Origin of the sequence: Stenotrophomonas sp. Br8, assembly GCF_014763005.1 — a bacterium.
Lineage (GTDB): Bacteria > Pseudomonadota > Gammaproteobacteria > Xanthomonadales > Xanthomonadaceae > Stenotrophomonas > Stenotrophomonas lactitubi.
In genome coordinates, this window is sequence record NZ_JACGTN010000008.1 from 409,573 (window position 1) to 426,357 (window position 16,785).

The 16,785-nt window shown below is 66.7% G+C and carries 14 protein-coding genes; all 14 read left to right on the forward strand.

All coding sequences use genetic code 11. The annotated features are described in order from the left end of the window. The 14 genes from flgJ to H3005_RS09925 all read left to right on the forward strand — a co-directional run bounded on the left by flgJ (nucleotide 1) and on the right by H3005_RS09925 (nucleotide 16,068). Nucleotides 1-1,191, forward strand: coding sequence for a flagellar assembly peptidoglycan hydrolase FlgJ (gene flgJ / locus H3005_RS09860; protein ID WP_191078049.1), 1,191 nt, complete (start codon nucleotides 1-3; stop codon nucleotides 1,189-1,191). A gap of 8 nt (nucleotides 1,192-1,199) precedes the next feature. Then, the gene (gene flgK / locus H3005_RS09865) at nucleotides 1,200-3,080 is read left to right on the forward strand and encodes a flagellar hook-associated protein FlgK (RefSeq protein WP_191078050.1); all 1,881 of its coding nucleotides are present in this window, start codon (nucleotides 1,200-1,202) and stop codon (nucleotides 3,078-3,080) included. Further along, nucleotides 3,077-4,279, forward strand: a complete 1,203-nt coding sequence (gene flgL / locus H3005_RS09870; protein ID WP_191078051.1) for a flagellar hook-associated protein FlgL — start codon at nucleotides 3,077-3,079, stop codon at nucleotides 4,277-4,279. The genes flgK and flgL overlap by 4 nt, the downstream gene beginning before the upstream one ends. A 442-nt stretch (nucleotides 4,280-4,721) precedes the next feature. Continuing rightward, the gene (locus H3005_RS09875; RefSeq protein ID WP_191078052.1) at nucleotides 4,722-5,939 is read left to right on the forward strand and encodes a flagellin; all 1,218 of its coding nucleotides are present in this window, start codon (nucleotides 4,722-4,724) and stop codon (nucleotides 5,937-5,939) included. 72 nt (nucleotides 5,940-6,011) lie between these two features. Next, a complete protein-coding gene (locus tag H3005_RS09880) occupies nucleotides 6,012-7,202 on the forward strand; it encodes a flagellin (protein WP_100552481.1) in 1,191 nt (396 codons plus the stop codon). Between the two features lie 86 nt (nucleotides 7,203-7,288). Next, complete coding sequence (locus H3005_RS09885) at nucleotides 7,289-8,467, forward strand: flagellin (RefSeq protein WP_100552480.1); 1,179 nt, start codon at nucleotides 7,289-7,291, stop codon at nucleotides 8,465-8,467. Between the two features lie 443 nt (nucleotides 8,468-8,910). Next, nucleotides 8,911-10,329, forward strand: a complete 1,419-nt coding sequence (gene fliD, locus H3005_RS09890; protein ID WP_191078053.1) for a flagellar filament capping protein FliD — start codon at nucleotides 8,911-8,913, stop codon at nucleotides 10,327-10,329. 129 nt (nucleotides 10,330-10,458) lie between these two features. Beyond that, a complete protein-coding gene (fliS, locus tag H3005_RS09895) occupies nucleotides 10,459-10,875 on the forward strand; it encodes a flagellar export chaperone FliS (RefSeq protein ID WP_089241027.1) in 417 nt (138 codons plus the stop codon). Further along, a complete protein-coding gene (locus H3005_RS09900) occupies nucleotides 10,872-11,165 on the forward strand; it encodes a hypothetical protein (protein ID WP_100552478.1) in 294 nt (97 codons plus the stop codon). The genes fliS and H3005_RS09900 overlap by 4 nt, the downstream gene beginning before the upstream one ends. Continuing rightward, entirely contained in the window at nucleotides 11,162-11,740 is a 579-nt protein-coding gene (locus H3005_RS09905; protein ID WP_089241025.1) for a PilZ domain-containing protein, read from the forward strand. Before H3005_RS09900 ends, H3005_RS09905 begins: the two co-directional genes overlap by 4 nt. Nucleotides 11,741-11,831: 91 nt before the next feature. Next, nucleotides 11,832-12,464 carry a response regulator transcription factor gene (locus tag H3005_RS09910; RefSeq protein ID WP_089241023.1) on the forward strand — a complete coding sequence of 211 codons (633 nt, stop codon included), beginning with the start codon at nucleotides 11,832-11,834 and terminating at the stop codon, nucleotides 12,462-12,464. Between the two features lie 300 nt (nucleotides 12,465-12,764). Beyond that, nucleotides 12,765-14,174, forward strand: coding sequence for an RNA polymerase factor sigma-54 (gene rpoN / locus H3005_RS09915; RefSeq protein WP_191078054.1), 1,410 nt, complete (start codon nucleotides 12,765-12,767; stop codon nucleotides 14,172-14,174). 14 nt (nucleotides 14,175-14,188) lie between these two features. Continuing rightward, entirely contained in the window at nucleotides 14,189-14,566 is a 378-nt protein-coding gene (locus H3005_RS09920) for a response regulator transcription factor (protein ID WP_049460600.1), read from the forward strand. Further along, nucleotides 14,563-16,068: a sigma-54 dependent transcriptional regulator gene (locus tag H3005_RS09925; protein ID WP_191078055.1), complete on the forward strand. Its 1,506-nt coding sequence runs from the start codon at nucleotides 14,563-14,565 to the stop codon at nucleotides 16,066-16,068. The genes H3005_RS09920 and H3005_RS09925 overlap by 4 nt, the downstream gene beginning before the upstream one ends. Nucleotides 16,069-16,785: the final 717 nt, after the last annotated feature.

The following is a 16,785-nucleotide window of genomic DNA, read 5'->3' on the forward strand; positions in this document are numbered from 1 at the left end:
ATGCGCATCACTCCCGCATTCGAATTGAGCCCCGCACAGCAGAACGATCCGGCGAAGATCGACAAGGTCGCGCGCCAGCTTGAAGGCCAGTTCGCGCAGATGCTGGTCAAGAGCATGCGTGATGCCAGCTTCGGCGATTCGCTGTTCCCGGGCGAGAACAAGATGTTCCGGGAGATGTACGACCAGAAGATCGCCGAGGCGATGACCCGCGGCAAGGGTCTGGGCCTGTCGAGCATGATCACCCGCCAGTTGTCCGGCGCGCAGGCCGATGGCCCGGCACTGGATACCCGGGTGGATCCGGCCAAGGCCAGCCGCGCCTACCAGCTCAATGCGCCGGCGGCGCCGTCGCTGCCGCTGCAGGATGCCGGCCAGGCCGTGCGCATGCTGCAGCAGATGGCGGCCGGTGTGCAGGAGGGCGCGCAGTCTTCGGTCGCACCGATGGAGCAGGCGCTGGACCTGATCGCGGGCCGGGAAAGCAGCATGCACCGTTCGCTGGGCACCGACGATCCCTATGCCGGCGCCATCGGCGGTGCCGATTGGGCCGCTGCCAGCGACCAGTGGGCACCGACCGCCAGCAACCGCGGCAGCAGCGGCACCCCGGCCGATGCACTGGCCACCCGCACCGCCGTCGCCCAGCTGGGCGCGCACACACCCGAAGGCTTCGTCGCCAGTATCTGGCAGCACGCGCAGAGCGCGGCCAAGGAACTGGGCGTGGACGCCCGCGCCCTGGTTGCGCAGGCAGCGCTGGAAACCGGCTGGGGCAAGCGCCAGATCAAGCATGCCGACGGCAGCACCTCGCACAACCTGTTCGGCATCAAGGCCACCGGCTGGAAGGGCCAGAGCGCTACCGCCGGCACCCATGAGTATGTCGATGGCGTGCGCCGCAACGAGACCGCCAGCTTCCGCGCCTACACCTCGCCCGCGGAGAGCTTTGCCGACTACGTGCGCCTGCTGAAGACCAGCCCGCGCTACCAGCAGGCGCTGCAGGCCGGCACCGATGTGCAGGGCTTCGCGCGCGGCCTGCAACGCGCCGGCTATGCCACCGATCCGCGCTACGCGGCCAAGATCGCCGCGATCGCCGGCGGCCCGACCATCGAGCGCGCCGTGGCCGCCGTGGCCGACGCCGGCTCACGCATCGGTCAGACCTTCGCCAGCACCGCAACCGCGGCGCTGGGTATCACTCGTCGTTGAGGAACCCCATGTCCAGCGTACTTTCCACCGGTACCAGTGCCCTGCTCGCCTTCCAGCGTGCGTTGGCCACCACCAGCCACAACGTGGCCAACCTCAACACGCCCGGCTACAGCCGGCAGAAGGTCGACTTCGCCACTGCCACCCCGCAGAACTATGGCTACGGCGACGTTGGCAACGGCACCCGCATCGTCGACATCCGCCGCGCGGCCGACCAGCTGGCGATCTCGCGCCTGCTCGACAGCGGCGGCGAGCTGGCGCGCCTGAAGCAGCTCTCGGGCATGGCCGACCGGGTCAATGCGCTGTTCTCCGACGCGGCCACCAACGTGGCCGGGGTCTGGTCGAACTTCTTCGACACCGTCAGCGGCCTGTCCTCCAACGCGGCCGGCACTGCCGACCGGCAGAACATGCTGGATGGTGGCAAGGCGCTGGCCAACCGCTTCAGCCAGCTCAACACCCATCTGAACAACCTCAATGGCGAGGTCAACAACGGGTTGATGGCCGGTGCCACCGAGGTCAACCGGCTGGCGTCGGAGATCGCGCAGATCAACGGTGCCATCGGCACCAACATCGCCAACGCCGCGCCCGACCTGCTGGACCGCCGCGATCAGCTGATCTCGCAGCTGGTGGGCTACACCGGCGGCACCGCGGTGGTCCAGGACGGCGGCATCATGAACGTCTACACCGCCGGCGGCCAGGCGCTGGTGGTGGGCACCACTGCATCGAAGGTCACTACGGTGGCCGACCCGTACCAGCCCGAGCGCCTGCAGCTAGCGCTGCAGACCCAGGGCGGCACCATCACCCTGGACCCGAAGGCGGTGGGCGGCCAGATCGGCGGCCTGCTCGAGTTCCGCGACACCGTGCTGACCCCGGCACAGGCCGAACTGGGCAAGCTGGCCGTCGGCCTGGCCGAGACGTTCAACAGCACCCATCGCCAGGGCGTCGACCTGTACGGCCAGATGGGCGGCGACTTCTTCAACATCGGCACGCCGCGTGTCACCGGCAACGCCAGCAACACCGGCACCGGTTCGATCACCGCCAGCTATGGTGACCTCGGCAAACTGGAAGCGCAGAACATCGTGCTGAAGTTCGATGGCAGCAACTGGACCGCCAGCCGCGCCGACACCGGTGCGAGCGTTCCGCTGACCGGTACCGGCACCGCCGCTGACCCGTTGCTCATCAACGGCGTGAAGCTGGTGGTCGGTGGTACCCCGGCGGCCAACGACCGCTTCCTGCTGCAGCCGACGGCCGGCGTGGCCGGCAGCCTGGAGATGGCGATCACCGATCCCTCGCGCATTGCCGCGGCGGCCGCGATCAAGGGTGCGGCGGCACTGGCCAACACCGGTACCGGCAAGCTGAGCGGCGTGACCGTGACCGACTCAGCCAACGCCAACCTGCGCAACCCGGCTGCAATCGTGTTCACCTCGGCCACCACCTACACCATCGATGGTGGCCCGCCGCAGACCTACACGCCCGGCCAGACCATCAGCGCCAACGGCTGGAGCTTCGTGCTCGATGGCGTGCCGAAGAATGGCGACACCTTCAACATCACTCCGACCCCGGCCGGCTCGTCGGACAACAGCAACGCGACCAAACTGTCCAAGGTGGAATCGGCCAAGGCGTTCAACGCCGGCACGGTGACACTGGGCGGGGCATTGGGCGGGCTGACCACCCAGGTCGGCGCGGCGGCGCGTTCGGCGGAATACTCGCTGGGGGCGCAGCAGGTGATCGCCGACCAGGCGCAGGCGGCGCGTGACGAAGTCTCGGGCGTCAACCTCGATGAGGAAGCGGCCGACATGCTGCGCCTGCAGCAGGCCTACCAGGCCGCCTCGCAGCTGATTTCCACTGCCGACTCCATGTTCCAGACCATCCTGGGAGCCGTGCGCCGATGAGCAACCGCATTTCCACCGGAATGATGTACAGCCAGTCGGTCGCGCTGATGATGGCCAAGCAGGCCAAGCTCAGCCATCTGGAACAGCAGATCGCCACCGGCAGCAAGATCGTCAGCGCCAAGGACGATCCGGTCGCCGCAGGTGCCGCGGTTGGCCTGGACCGCAGCCTGGCCGCACTGGAGCGCATGAAGCTCAACGGCAACAACGTGCAGAACCGCCTGGGCGTGCAGGAAAACACCCTCGCCCAGGTCAACGACCTGATGGCACGCGTCAACGATCTGACCATCCAGGCCAGCAATCCCGCCTTGAGTGCGCCTGACAAGAAGACCCTGATCACCGAGTTGAACCAGATCCGCGACGGTCTGCTGTCGCTGGCCAACAGTAGCGATGGCACCGGCCGCTACGTGTTCGGTGGTACCAACGACAGCGATCCGCCGTTCGCCAAGATTGACGGCAAAGTTGTCTATCGCGGCGACCAGACCCAGCGCCAGGTGGAAGTCGGCCCGGACACCTACGTGCGCGATGCCCTGCCCGGCAGTGAGATCTTCCTGCGCATTCCCACCGGCGATGGCTTCGTCGATGGCAGCGCAGCGGCAGGCAACACCGGCAATGGCGTGCTGACCAACATCACCCGCGATGGCAGCGACAGCTGGAACGGGCAGCCGTTCAGTGTGCGCTTCACGGCCGCCGACCAGTACGAAGTACTGGACGGTGCCGGCAACGTGACCAGCACCGGCACCTACAAGGCCGGCAGCGAACTGGAGATCAACGGCGTTCGCCTGCAGATCGCGGGCGCGCCAGCGACAGGTGACAGCTTCAACGTGCAGGCCGCCAGCAGCCGCGACATCTTCGGCACCATGGACAAGCTGATCGCCGCGCTGGATGCCGATACCGGTACGCCGGCGAAGATGGCCGCGCAGCAGAACGAACTGCAGAGCGCATTGCGCGATGTCGGCCGCGCTGCGGAACGGATGATCGATTCCCGCGCTGCCGGTGGCGCGCAGCTGAAGGCGCTGGACAATGCGGCGGAGATGCGCGAGGCCAATGGCGTAACGCTGAAGACCACGCTGTCGCAGATGCGTGACCTGGACTACGCCGATGCGTTGAGCCAGTACCAGCTGGAAAGCACCGCATTGCAGGCGGCACAGACACTGTTCTCGCAGATGCAGTCGATGTCGCTGTTCAACAAGATCCGCTGATTCCACGCGCCAGCGTTGGAGCCCAAGGCCGCGATGCCCTGCATCGCGGCCTTTTTCGTTTCTGCGGTCATGTACCGCTGCACTCGCCAGGCACGGCCCAGCGCTACCGAAGGGTTGGCCCTGGTAGCGCCGGGCCATGCCCGGCGGATGTTCCGGAATCGCCCATCAAGCCCAGCCGGCCCCCGCCGATACCTTCATCTGCGTGGGTTGGTCGTATCTGGCCGCCCCTTCCAGGGTTCACCACGCTCCTTCCGGGCCAGCGGAAATCCCCGGAAAAACAGCTTTCAGCGACGAAATTCGGCTGCAACGAAATTCCCGGCTAAAGGTTGTTGACAAAGCGCCGTTATTCATTTGGCAACGGCGAAGCACACAGCCAAACAAAAAAATCAGGCGGCGCTTCGTTTCTTTCACCAACGGGTTCCACATAAGAGGAGACGACCCCATGGCACAGGTAATCAACACCAATACGATGTCGCTCAACGCTCAGCGCAACCTGAGCACCAGCGGCAGCTCGCTCGCTACCACCATCCAGCGCCTCTCGTCCGGCCTGCGCATCAACAGCGCGAAGGACGACGCCGCCGGTCTGGCCATCAGCGAGCGCTTCACCACCCAGATCCGTGGTCTGGACGTGGCCATCCGCAACGCCAACGACGGCATCTCGCTGGCCCAGGTGGCCGAGGGCTCGCTGAACGAAGTGGGCAACAACCTGCAGCGCATCCGCGAACTGGGCGTGCAGGCCTCCAACGCCACCAACTCGGCCAGCGACCGCAAGGCGCTGCAGGCTGAAGTGACCCAGCTGGTCAGCGAGATCGACCGCGTCGCCAAGCAGGCCGATTTCAATGGCACCAAGCTGCTGGACGGATCGTTCACCAGCCAGCTGTTCCAGGTGGGCGCCAACGCCGGCCAGGCCATCGCCATCAACAGCGTGGTCAACGCCAAGGCCGATTCGCTGGGCGCCGCCAGCTTCGCCAACGGCTACACCGGCACCGCACTGGCTGTCGACAAGGCTACCGCCGATACCACCTACTCCGGCCTGCAGATCTCGGTGACCCCGCCGGGCGGCACCGCCACCACGGTCACCGTCAGCGACTTCACCGTGAAGGCCGGCGAGTCGATCACCTCGGCCACCGCTGCGGCGATCAACAACAAGCTGGGCGAAACCGGCGTGGTTGCCTCCGTCAACGCCGGCGTTGTCAGCCTGGCGTCGGTCAAGGACGGCCAGACCTTCGCCCTGGGTGTCAGCGCGGCCACCCCGCCGGCCGGCATCACCGCCGCCACCATCGCCGGCCTGGGCCTGACCGAGACCAGCACCAACGGCGGCACGCTGACCGGCGCAACGGCCAGCTTCGTCAAGGACCTGAACGTCACCACGGCCGAGGGCGCGCAGAAGGCGATGTCGATCGTCGACAAGGCCCTCGAATCGGTGAACAGCGTGCGCGCCGACCTCGGCGCGATCCAGAACCGCTTCACCTCGGTGGTCGCCAACCTGCAGACCTCCTCGGAGAACCTGTCCGCATCGCGCAGCCGCATCCGCGATACCGACTTCGCCAAGGAAACCGCCGAGCTGACCCGCACCCAGATCCTGCAGCAGGCCGGTACGGCCATGCTGGCCCAGGCCAACCAGGTACCGCAGAACGTGCTCAGCCTGTTGCAGCGCTGACATGAGCCGCCCCCGGGGCACGTCGGGGGCGTCTAACCCAACTCACGTGCAACCGCTCAAGGACCTCTCCTCATGGCACAAGTAATCAACACCAACACGATGTCGTTGAATGCTCAGCGTAACCTGAGCACCAGCGGCAGCTCGCTGGCCACCACCATCCAGCGCCTGTCCTCCGGTTCGCGCATCAACAGTGCCAAGGACGATGCGGCCGGTCTGGCCATCTCCGAGCGCTTCGGCACGCAGATCCGCGGTACCGACGTTGCCATCCGCAATGCCAACGACGGCATCTCGCTGGCCCAGGTCGCCGAAGGTTCGCTGACCGAAATCGGCAACAACCTGCAGCGCGTCCGCGAGCTGTCGGTGCAGGCCTCCAACGCCACCAACTCGGCCAGCGACCGCAAGGCGCTGCAGGCCGAAGTGACCCAGCTGGTCTCGGAAATCGACCGCGTCGCCAAGCAGTCGGACTTCAACGGCACCAAGCTGCTGGACGGTTCGTTCTCCAGCCAGCTGTTCCAGGTCGGCGCCAACGCCGGCCAGGCCATCGCCATCGACAAGACCATCGATGCCAAGGCCAATGCCCTGGGTGGCGCCAAGTTCGACACCAACGCGCTGGTCCTGGCCGACCCGGGCACCAATGCGGACTTCACCACCACCGGCCTGTCGATCAACGGTGTGGCCATCGCCGATGTCTCGGTCAAGCAGGGCGCCGACGCCGCTGCCACCGGCAAGGCGTCGCGTGAAGCGCTGGTGACCGCCATCAACGCCAAGATCGGTGAAACCGGCGTCTACGCCGAAGTGAACGGCACCGCCGGCGTGACCCTGACTTCGGTCAAGGACAGCGCCAATGCCGATGGCTCGTTCAAGGCCATCACTGCCACTCCGGGCACCTGGGCAGGCAACACGCAGGCCACCTTCACCGCCACTGCCGCTGCTGCGGCCCCGGCAGCGAAGTACGCCAGCAACCTGGACGTCAGCACCGTGAAGGGCGCCCAGCAGGCGATGGAAATCGTCGACAAGGCCCTGGGTGCGATCAACAGCACCCGCGCTGACCTCGGTGCGATCCAGAACCGCTTCACCTCGGTCGTGGCCAACCTGCAGACCTCGTCGGAAAACCTGTCCTCGTCGCGCAGCCGCATCAAGGACACCGACTTCGCCAAGGAAACCGCCGAGCTGACCCGCACCCAGATCCTGCAGCAGGCCGGTACGGCGATGCTGGCCCAGGCCAACCAGGTGCCGCAGGGCGTGCTCAGCCTGCTGCGCTGATCTGCTCTCTGATCGACCTCCGGGCGCTGCATGACGCGGCGCCCGGATCCTGAAACACGTTCCACCTTCGCCAAAGGAAAAGCACCATGGCACAAGTCATCAACACCAATACCATGTCCCTGAATGCTCAGCGCAACCTGAGCACCAGCGGCAGCTCGCTGGCCACCACCATCCAGCGCCTGTCCTCCGGTTCGCGCATCAACAGCGCCAAGGACGATGCGGCCGGTCTGGCAATCTCCGAGCGCTTCGGCACCCAGATCCGTGGCACCGACGTCGCCATCCGCAATGCCAACGACGGCATTTCGCTGGCCCAGGTCGCCGAAGGTTCGCTGACTGAAATCGGCAACAACCTGCAGCGCGTCCGCGAGCTGTCGGTGCAGGCATCCAACGCCACCAACTCGGCCAGCGACCGCAAGGCCCTGCAGGCCGAAGTGACCCAGCTGGTCTCGGAAATCGACCGCGTCGCCAAGCAGTCGGACTTCAACGGCACCAAGCTGCTGGACGGCTCGTTCTCCAGCCAGCTGTTCCAGGTCGGCGCCAACGCCGGCCAGTCGATCGCCATCGACAAGACCATCGACGCCAAGGCCGGCTCGCTGGGCACCGCGACCTTCGCCAACGGCGCAACTGACGCCCTGGTTGCCAGCACCGACGGCGCACGCATCACCGGCAAGGTGATGGGTGTGGACATCGGCACGGTCGAACTGAAGGCTGGCGCCACCACCGCAGACGCTTCGAAGGCGGTCGCGACCGCGATCAACGCCAAGATCGGTGAGGCCGGCATCTACGCCGAAGCCAATGCCGACGGCACGATGAAGCTGAGCTCGGTGAAGGAAGGCAAGGCCATCGTGGCCGCCGACATCGCCCTGGAGCGCAGCGACCTGAACGCCGGTACCGGCGTGTGGGGCGCGAAGGCTGCAGCCGGCGCCTACACCGCCGGCACCGACACCGCCGCCAACGTGCAGAAGCTGGATGTGAGCACCGTGCTCGGCGCCCAGCAGTCGCTGGAAGTGGTCGACAAGGCCCTGGGTGCGATCAACAGCACCCGCGCCGACCTCGGTGCGATCCAGAACCGCTTCACCTCGGTCGTAGCCAACCTGCAGACCTCGTCGGAAAACCTGTCCTCGTCGCGTAGCCGCATCAAGGACACCGACTTCGCCAAGGAAACCGCCGAGCTGACCCGCACCCAGATCCTGCAGCAGGCCGGTACGGCCATGCTGGCCCAGGCCAACCAGGTGCCGCAGGGCGTGCTCAGCCTGCTGCGCTGATCCACGGCAAGAAGGCGCCGCTACCGTCGGCTTGAACCGACGGTAGCGGCAACCCGACAGCCACGGCGTACACAGATGCGGGCCATGCCCGGCCCGGGAAGCGTCCCGAACCGGCTTGGCATCGCCCGCCCCTGCGGACCTCTCTTTCAGCGTTGTGCATTTTGACTGTACGTACCGGGCGGCTTCGTCTCCCCCCGATTGTCAGTAGCCTGATCCCTCCCCTGCATTGGGGGAGGGTTTTTTACAGACCCCCGGCAGCCCGCGGTGAACCCACCCGCACCCTGCCCCAGACCTCCTGCAACCGGCGTGCCAGAACTGCCCTTCCGGCCAGTGGCACGGCGCATGCATCAACGAAGTCCTCAAGACCCAGCGGCGCAGGCCGCTATTTTCGTTGACGACGGGCCGCCGCACGATGGCCAGGCCCGTATACCAGGAGAAACGACGTGGCAGACTTTGGATACGGTGGCATTGGCTCAGGGCTGGACATCTCCAGCATCGTCAACCAGCTGGTCGCAGCGGACCGCAAGCCGGCCGACAACGCGCTGAACCTGCAGCAGTCCAAGACCAAGATGCAGCTGTCGTCGCTCGGCACGGTCACCTCGGCCTTCGACAAGCTGAAGACCGCCCTGACCGCGCTGAAGGCCACCACTGCCTTCGATACCCGCACCGTCAGCGCCACCGGCAAGGCCGGCCCCAACAACGCCGACGATGTGCTGACCGCATCGGTGGCGCTGTACGACCTTGGCACCAGCAAGGCGGCCGCAGCCAACGGTACCCACAAGATCGAGGTGAAGAACCTGGCGTCGGCGCACAAGCTGATCGCCGACACGTCGGTGCCCAAGACCGATACCTTCGGTGCCGGAACCTTGACGCTGACCGTCGGCGTGGGCGACAAGGCCAAGACGATGAACGTGCAGGTGGAGGAAGGCGACACGCTTACCACCGTCCGCAACAAGATCGACGCCGCCGGCCGCAAGGAAGGCGTGCAGGCCACGCTGATCAGCTCCGGCGACAACCAGTACCTGTCCATCGCCCAGGAAAAGACCGGCGCGGCCAGCGCGATCAAGCTGGAATACGCCGGCAGCGATCCGAAGCTGGGCGCGCTGGTCGGCAGCCTGAAGGAAAACAGCCCCGCCAAGGATGCGCTGCTGACCATCGACGGCGTGGAAGTGGTGAGTGCCAGCAACACCGTGACCGACGCGGTGCCGGGCCTGACCCTGAACTTGAAAGTGCCGGGCCTGAGCACCGTCACCATCAGCACCGACACCAGCGCCGCGACCAAGGTGATGCAGGAGTTCGTGACCGCCTACAACGCGGCCGTCGCGGCGATCAACACCGAAACCAAGTACGACCCGAAGACCAAGGAAGCGGCCGCACTGACCGGCGACGCGCAGATGCGTGGTGCGATCGCGCAGCTGCGTTCGACGATGTCCGGTGTGCTCAAGGACCTGGCCGGCGACCAGCTGGACGCCAAGGCGCTGGGCCTGCAGACCCGCGGCTACCCCAACGCCGATGGCACCCTGGTGCTGGACAGCACCAAGTTCGCTGCTGCCCTCGCCGCCCAGCCGGAAAAGATCCGCCAGGCGGTCACCGGCGATACCGGCGGTGCCGGCCGCCTGTATTCGCTGGTTGACGGCTACGTCAGCACCACGGTCGGCAAGGAAGGCGCGTTCGTCGCCCGCACCAAGGGATTGAACACCACGCTGGACAACATCGACAAGCGCCGCAAGGACCTGGACGCGCGCATGGTCGGTGTTGAAGCCCGTTACAAGAAGCAGTTCGTGGCATTGGACAGCCTGATGGGCAAGCTGCAGCAGAGCAACACCGCCCTGCAGCAGCAGCTGGCCCAGTTGAACCGCTGAGGAAACACGCGCGGCGCTCAAGTTTGGCGCCGTACGCACCGATAACGGACGCAACAGCAATCATCGCAGTGCCGGCGTCAACGGTCCCTTCGACCGCACCCCGGCACCCCGCGCAAGGGAGAATCACGAATGTACGGTTCCAGCCGTCAGTACGCCGAGCAATACCGCCAGGTGGGTGTGACCAGTGCGGTCGCCGATGCCGATCCGCACAAACTGGTGGCGCTGCTGCTGTCCGGCGCACTGGAGCGCGTGCGCCGTGCACAGGCCACCCTCGAGCAGGGCGACCAGGCCGGCAAGGGCAAGGCCATCGGCGAAGCATGCGCGATCGTCGCCCACCTCAACGGCTCGCTGGACCATGAAGCCGGCGGCGAAATCGCCGGCAACCTGTCGGCGCTGTATGACTATCTGCTGCAGCGCCTGACCGAGGCCAACCTGCACAACGACCGCGCTGCACTGGACGAATCGCTGCAGCTGCTGGGCGAGATCGACGGTGCCTGGAATGCCATTCCGCACGAACAGCGTCGTCCCGCGGCGGTGGCGCCATGAGCCTGCTTGAACTCAATGCGCAGCTGGATGCCTTCGAGAAGGCCCTCGACGAAGAGGCGTTCGAACAGGCCGACAGCCTGCTCGATGGCCATGACAGCACCCTGCATGCACTGCTGAGCCAACCGCTGGGCAGCGCCGACCACGCACCGTTGTCCGCGCTGCTGGAACGCCAGCAGAGCCTGCTTGGTCTGCTGCGCCAGCGTCGCGATGCCGTCTCCGTGCAGATCCAGGACGGCCGCCGCTCCCTTCGCGCCGCGCATGCCTACCTGCAGGCAGAATCGCTGGCATGACCGTCCTGCCGACCACGTCCCTGCATCACCCGGCTGAAAGCGAGCTGTTCGACGAAACGCTCAGCTGCGAACTGGCCCTGCCCGCCGAGTTCCAGGCTGGTAGCGCGGTAGGCCGGACCAGCAGTGCCGAAGGCCTGCTGCGCAGCCTGGCGCTGGTCGAAGACAGTCGCATCGACGAACACGAAGAACGCAGCGAAGCCAGCCTGCAGCTGCAGCGCCTGGAAGCCAAGGTGGACCTGACCATGGTCCTGCTCGGCCGCCTGATCCGCCAGCAGGGCCAGGAACCGACGCTGCGCCCGGTGCGCTGGTCGCGCCGCGGCATCCGCCTGCAGCTGGGCCCGCGCAGTGGCAGCCTGCCCGGCCAGGCCGGCGTGGTCCGCCTGCAACCCAGCGACTGGCTGCCCGACCATATCGACCTGCCGGTGGAAGTCATCGCCGAAGCAGCTGATGGCGGCGGCGGCCACTACCTGTGGCTGCGTTTCCATCGCCTTGGCGATGGCCTGGAAATGGCGATGGAACGGCATCTGTTCCGGCTGCATCGGCGGCAGGTGGCCGAGGCCCGCCGCGCACGCTGAAATCTGCCACCATGCAGGCAGACAGACGGCCCTTGGCGTGCCCGTTCAGCTAAGTTAAGGTGGACCCCCCTCCCCAACCTCCAGCGTGCCTGTGCGAGTTCTCATCGTCGACGATCACACCCTGGTTCGCGCCGGCCTGGCGCGGCTGCTGCAGGGGTTTGCCGACGTGCAGCTCGTCGCCGAGGCCAGCAATGCCGAACAGGCACTGCAGATGGCCCTGCTACACGCACCGGACGTGGTGCTGATGGACCTGTCGCTGCCCGGCCGTACCGGCCTGGAAGCACTGAGCGACATCCGCCTGCGCGCACCCGGCACGCGCATCGTGATGATGACCATGCACGATGACGCCGCCCACGTGCGCGATGCGCTCGATCGGGGTGCCGTCGGTTTCGTGGTGAAGGATGCCGCGCCGCAGGAACTGGAACTGGCGCTGCGTGCCGCGCATGCCGGCCAGGTGTTCCTGAGCCCGCAGATCTCGGCCAAGATGCTGGCACCGATGCTCGGGCGCGAAAAGCCGACCGGTATTGCCGCACTGTCGCCGCGCCAGCGCGAGATCCTTCGCCGCATCGGCAAGGGCGAGAGCAACAAGGAAATCGCCGCCGACCTTGGCATCAGCGTCAAGACGGTGGAGACCCATCGCGCGCGCATGATGGAATCACTGGGCTGCCGTCGCGCCAACGATCTGCTGCTGCTGGCTGCGCGCCACCAGCACGAGCTGGAATGACGTCCTCGCGACACCGTTGACACCGTGGTGCCGCCCACGGGCTTGGCGACGAAATACCGTCACCCACACGCACCCCGACGGGATTCCGTACAAGAGGCGCGAGCGAGCAGCGCGACGACCGACCACGAATCAACGAGTTAGCGACCGGAATCGTCAAAATCCCGCGCTTGTGTAGGGGATTTCCTTACACGCTGTCGGGAATACCACCAGCACCCTCAGGAACCCCCCGATTCCGCGCCTGCCGGATCAAAAGCAAGATGTGTTCCACAAGGCGTCGGGGAGCGGCGCCGGGGAACTGCAATGAAGGCTTCACTTTCGACCCAGCTGGGCCAACAGCTTCACCTCACCCCGCAGTTGCTGCAGTCGATCCGGCTGCTGCAGCTCGACGGCCTGCACCTGGAGCAGGAAATCCAGCGCCTGCTGGATTCCAATCCGCTGCTGGAAATCGAAGACGCCGAAGCGCCCGCCGCTGAAGCCACCGATGCAGCCAGCACCACGGTCGATACGGCAGCGTTCGACGAGCTGCCCGAATCCTCGATGTGGGATGTGTCCGGCGCCAACTGGCAGGACGGCGACGACGACCGCATGGCACGCATCGCCGCTGGCGAATCGAGCGATCCGCAGCTGCGCGTGCTGCAGCGCCTGGCACTGGACCTGGACGAGCGCGAACTGGCCGTGGCCGCCTTCTGGCTGGAACACTGCGATGATGCCGGCTACCTGCAGGCACCGCTGGCACAGCTGCAGCTGCTGGCCAGCGCCCAGTTCGACATCGATGGCAACGGCGTTGAAGCCATCCGCCAGCACCTGCTGCAGGGCGAGCCGGCCGGCATGGCCGCGCAGGACCTGCGCGAATCGCTGCTGGCCCAGCTGTGCAGCCTGCACGGCGTGGTGCCGGCCCGACATCTGGCCGCGCGCATTCTGCAAGGCGCGCTCGATGCCCTGGCCGCCCACGACTACCCCGCCCTCGCCCGCCAGCACGATGCCGAGATCGAGGACGTGCGCGAAGCCGTTCGCCTGATCCTGTCGCTGCAGCCGCGCCCGGGCGACAGCCTGCTGCCCGAGCGCAATGCGGTGGTGGTGCCCGACGTGGTCGCCTGGCACGCCGATGAACAATGGAAGGTGGCACTGAACCCGGCCACCAGCCGCCGGGTGTCGATCAACAGCCAGTACGAACAGGCCCTGGCCGAGACCAGCGAGACCGCCCCGGCGCTGCGCGAGATGCTGCAGGAGGCGCGCTGGTTCAGCCGCGGCCTGTCGATGCGCTACGACACCCTGCTGCGCACGGCGCGGGTGATCGTCGAGCGCCAGGCGGCCTTCCTGGTGCGTGGCGAGGAAGCCATGGCACCGCTGACCCTGAAGGAAGTGGCCGAGGAAATCGGCATGCACGAATCCACCGTTTCGCGCATCACCACCGGCAAGTACCTGCAGACCCCGCGCGGCACCTTCGAGCTCAAGCACTTCTTCGCCGTGCGCCTGGAAGGGGCCAGCGTGTCCGGCCAGGCGGTCAAGGCCATGGTCCGCCGCCTGATCGACGCCGAGCCCGCCGGTCGCCCGTTGGCGGACGAGGCCATCGCTGGCCTGCTGTCCCGCCAGGGGGTGAACATCGCCCGACGAACCGTCGCAAAATACCGCGAACAACTGGATATCGCCCCGGCCCGCGAACGGCGCCGGGTCAACGCCAGGCAACCGCAGCTGGCCCGGGTGGGCTGAAAAGGATGTTGGACATGAACAAGCTCACAGTTCTGCTGGTCGATGACCACGAGGGCTTCATCAACGCGGCGATGCGCCACTTCCGCAAGATCGACTGGCTGCAGATCGTCGGCAGCGCCGGCAACGGCCTGGAAGCGATCGAACGCTCGGAAAGCCTGCGCCCGCAGGTGGTGTTGATGGATCTGGCAATGCCGGAAATGGGCGGCCTGCAGGCCACCCGCCTGATCAAGTCGCAGGACGATGCACCGTACATCGTGATTGCCAGCCACTTCGACGACGTCGAGCACCGCGAACACGCGCTGCGCGCCGGCGCCGACAACTTCGTCAGCAAGCTGTCCTACATCCAGGAAGTCATGCCGATCCTGGAAGGCCTCAGGGAGGATCGGTCGTGAGCGAATCGCGCATCCTGGTACTGGACAACGATGCGGTGCGTGCCGAGCGCACCGTCGCCCTGCTGGAATTCATGGACTTCAACCCGCGCTGGGTGTCCGACGCCGCCGATTTCGATCTGGCCCGCCAGCGTCAGAACGACTGGATGGCGGTGATCGTCGGCAACCTGGACGACAGTGCCGCCAGCACCGCGCTGTACGCCTGGCTGGGCGGCAGCAGCCTGCCGCCGCCGGTGCTGCTGGCCGACGGTGATGCCACTGCGTTCGCCCACCGGCATGGCCTGCATGAAGCCAACATCTGGCCGCTGGAAGCGCCGCTGCGCCATGCGCAGATGGAAGCCCTGCTGCGTCGCGCAAGCCTCAAGCGCCTGGATGCCGAACACCAGGCCGGTGCCGTGCAGGACCAGGGCCCGACCGGCAACGGTCCGGCGGTCAGCGCACTGCGCACGATGATCGAGCAGGTCGCCGCGTTCGACACCACCGTGCTGGTGCTGGGCGAATCGGGCACCGGCAAGGAAGTGGTATCGCGCAGCATCCACCAGCGCTCGCCGCGCCGCGACGGTCCGTTCGTGGCGATCAACTGCGGCGCGATTCCGGCGGAACTGCTGGAAAGCGAACTGTTCGGCCATGAGAAGGGCGCCTTCACCGGCGCGCTGACCGCGCGCAAGGGTCGTTTCGAAATGGCCGAGGGCGGTACCCTGCTGCTCGATGAAATCGGCGACATGAGCCTGCCGATGCAGGTCAAGCTGCTGCGCGTGCTGCAGGAGCGCAGCTTCGAGCGCGTCGGCGGCAACCAGACCATCCGCTGCAACGTGCGGGTGATCGCCGCGACCCATCGCGACCTGGAAAGCCGGATCGCCGATGGCAAGTTCCGCGAGGATCTGTTCTACCGCCTTAACGTATTCCCGATCGACGTGCCGGCCCTGCGCGAACGTCGCGAAGACCTGCCGGCGCTGGTGGAAACCATCGCCACCCAGCTGGCGCGCACCGGCCGCGGCGAAGTGCGCTTCACCCCGGAAGCGCTGCAGGCACTGGCTGGTTACGAATGGCCGGGCAACGTGCGCGAGCTGACCAACCTGGTCGAACGCCTGGCGGTGCTGCACCCAGGTGGCTCGGTGCGCGTGCAGGACCTGCCGGCACGCTATCGCGGCGATGCCGCGCTGGCCACCGTGGCAGTTGCCGTAGCGCCGCCGGTGGTTGCCAGCGAAGAGCGCCTGGACCTGCGCAGCTTCTCGTTCCACACCCCCGGCAGCGGCAACCAGCCGTCGCTCGAGCACGGCATCGCCGTCAACCGTGCCGCCGCGCCCGCCGCGTTGCCGGACGACGGCCTGGACCTGCGCAACCACATGGCCAACATCGAACTGGGCCTGATCAACGAAGCACTGGAACGCACCCAGGGCGTGGTCGCCCACGCCGCCCAGCTGCTCGGCCTGCGCCGCACCACGCTGGTGGAAAAGCTGCGCAAGTACGGCATCGAACGCGAGCCGGCCGAACTGGCCAGCTGACCCGCGTTGCCAGCATGAAGGGGGCACGAACGCCTGGGCTTGCCCGGGCGTTGGTGTTTGTGGGGGTGTTGTTGCCGGGCTGCCGCCCGGCACCCGCAGAGGCAACGGCTGAAGCAACGGCTGAAGCAACGGCCGAAGCAACGGCAACAGCTGCTTCCTGCGCGATGCGCGGGCGGGTCAGGTTGCGGGGGACGCTGCAAGTACGTCCATGTAAGCTCGGTCGCGCCATCCATGGCGCTCACGCCCCCGCACCCTGACCCGCCCACGCCTCCGACGGTTTCCTTGTGACGGAGGGTTCGCGCCATGTAGCGTCGAGCCGACTCCGAAACACGCGGAGTATCTGTCGACACATATATCTGTTGATGGTCTGCGCCGCTCCATGCAGCCATAGGCCAAAAAACCGACGCCGGTGAAATGACGCGTCACACATCCCCAGGAACGCCCCATCCACGCATGGCGTGGATCTACTGTGTCGACCCAGGTCGACACCCACCAGCAGCACAGAACGCCATTCCGACACATCGCGGAGATCTGTCGAAGGCGGGGTGGGTCCGGTTGCGGGGGCGTGAGCGCCATGGATGGCGCGACCGAGCCTACAGGGACGTATTCACGGCGTCCCCCGCAACCGGACCCACCCCGCCATCCCACGGATAGCCAGCTGTTGCCGTTGCCGTTGCTCTGGCTTGAGGCTTCGGCAGGTGCAGGGCGCAGCCCTGC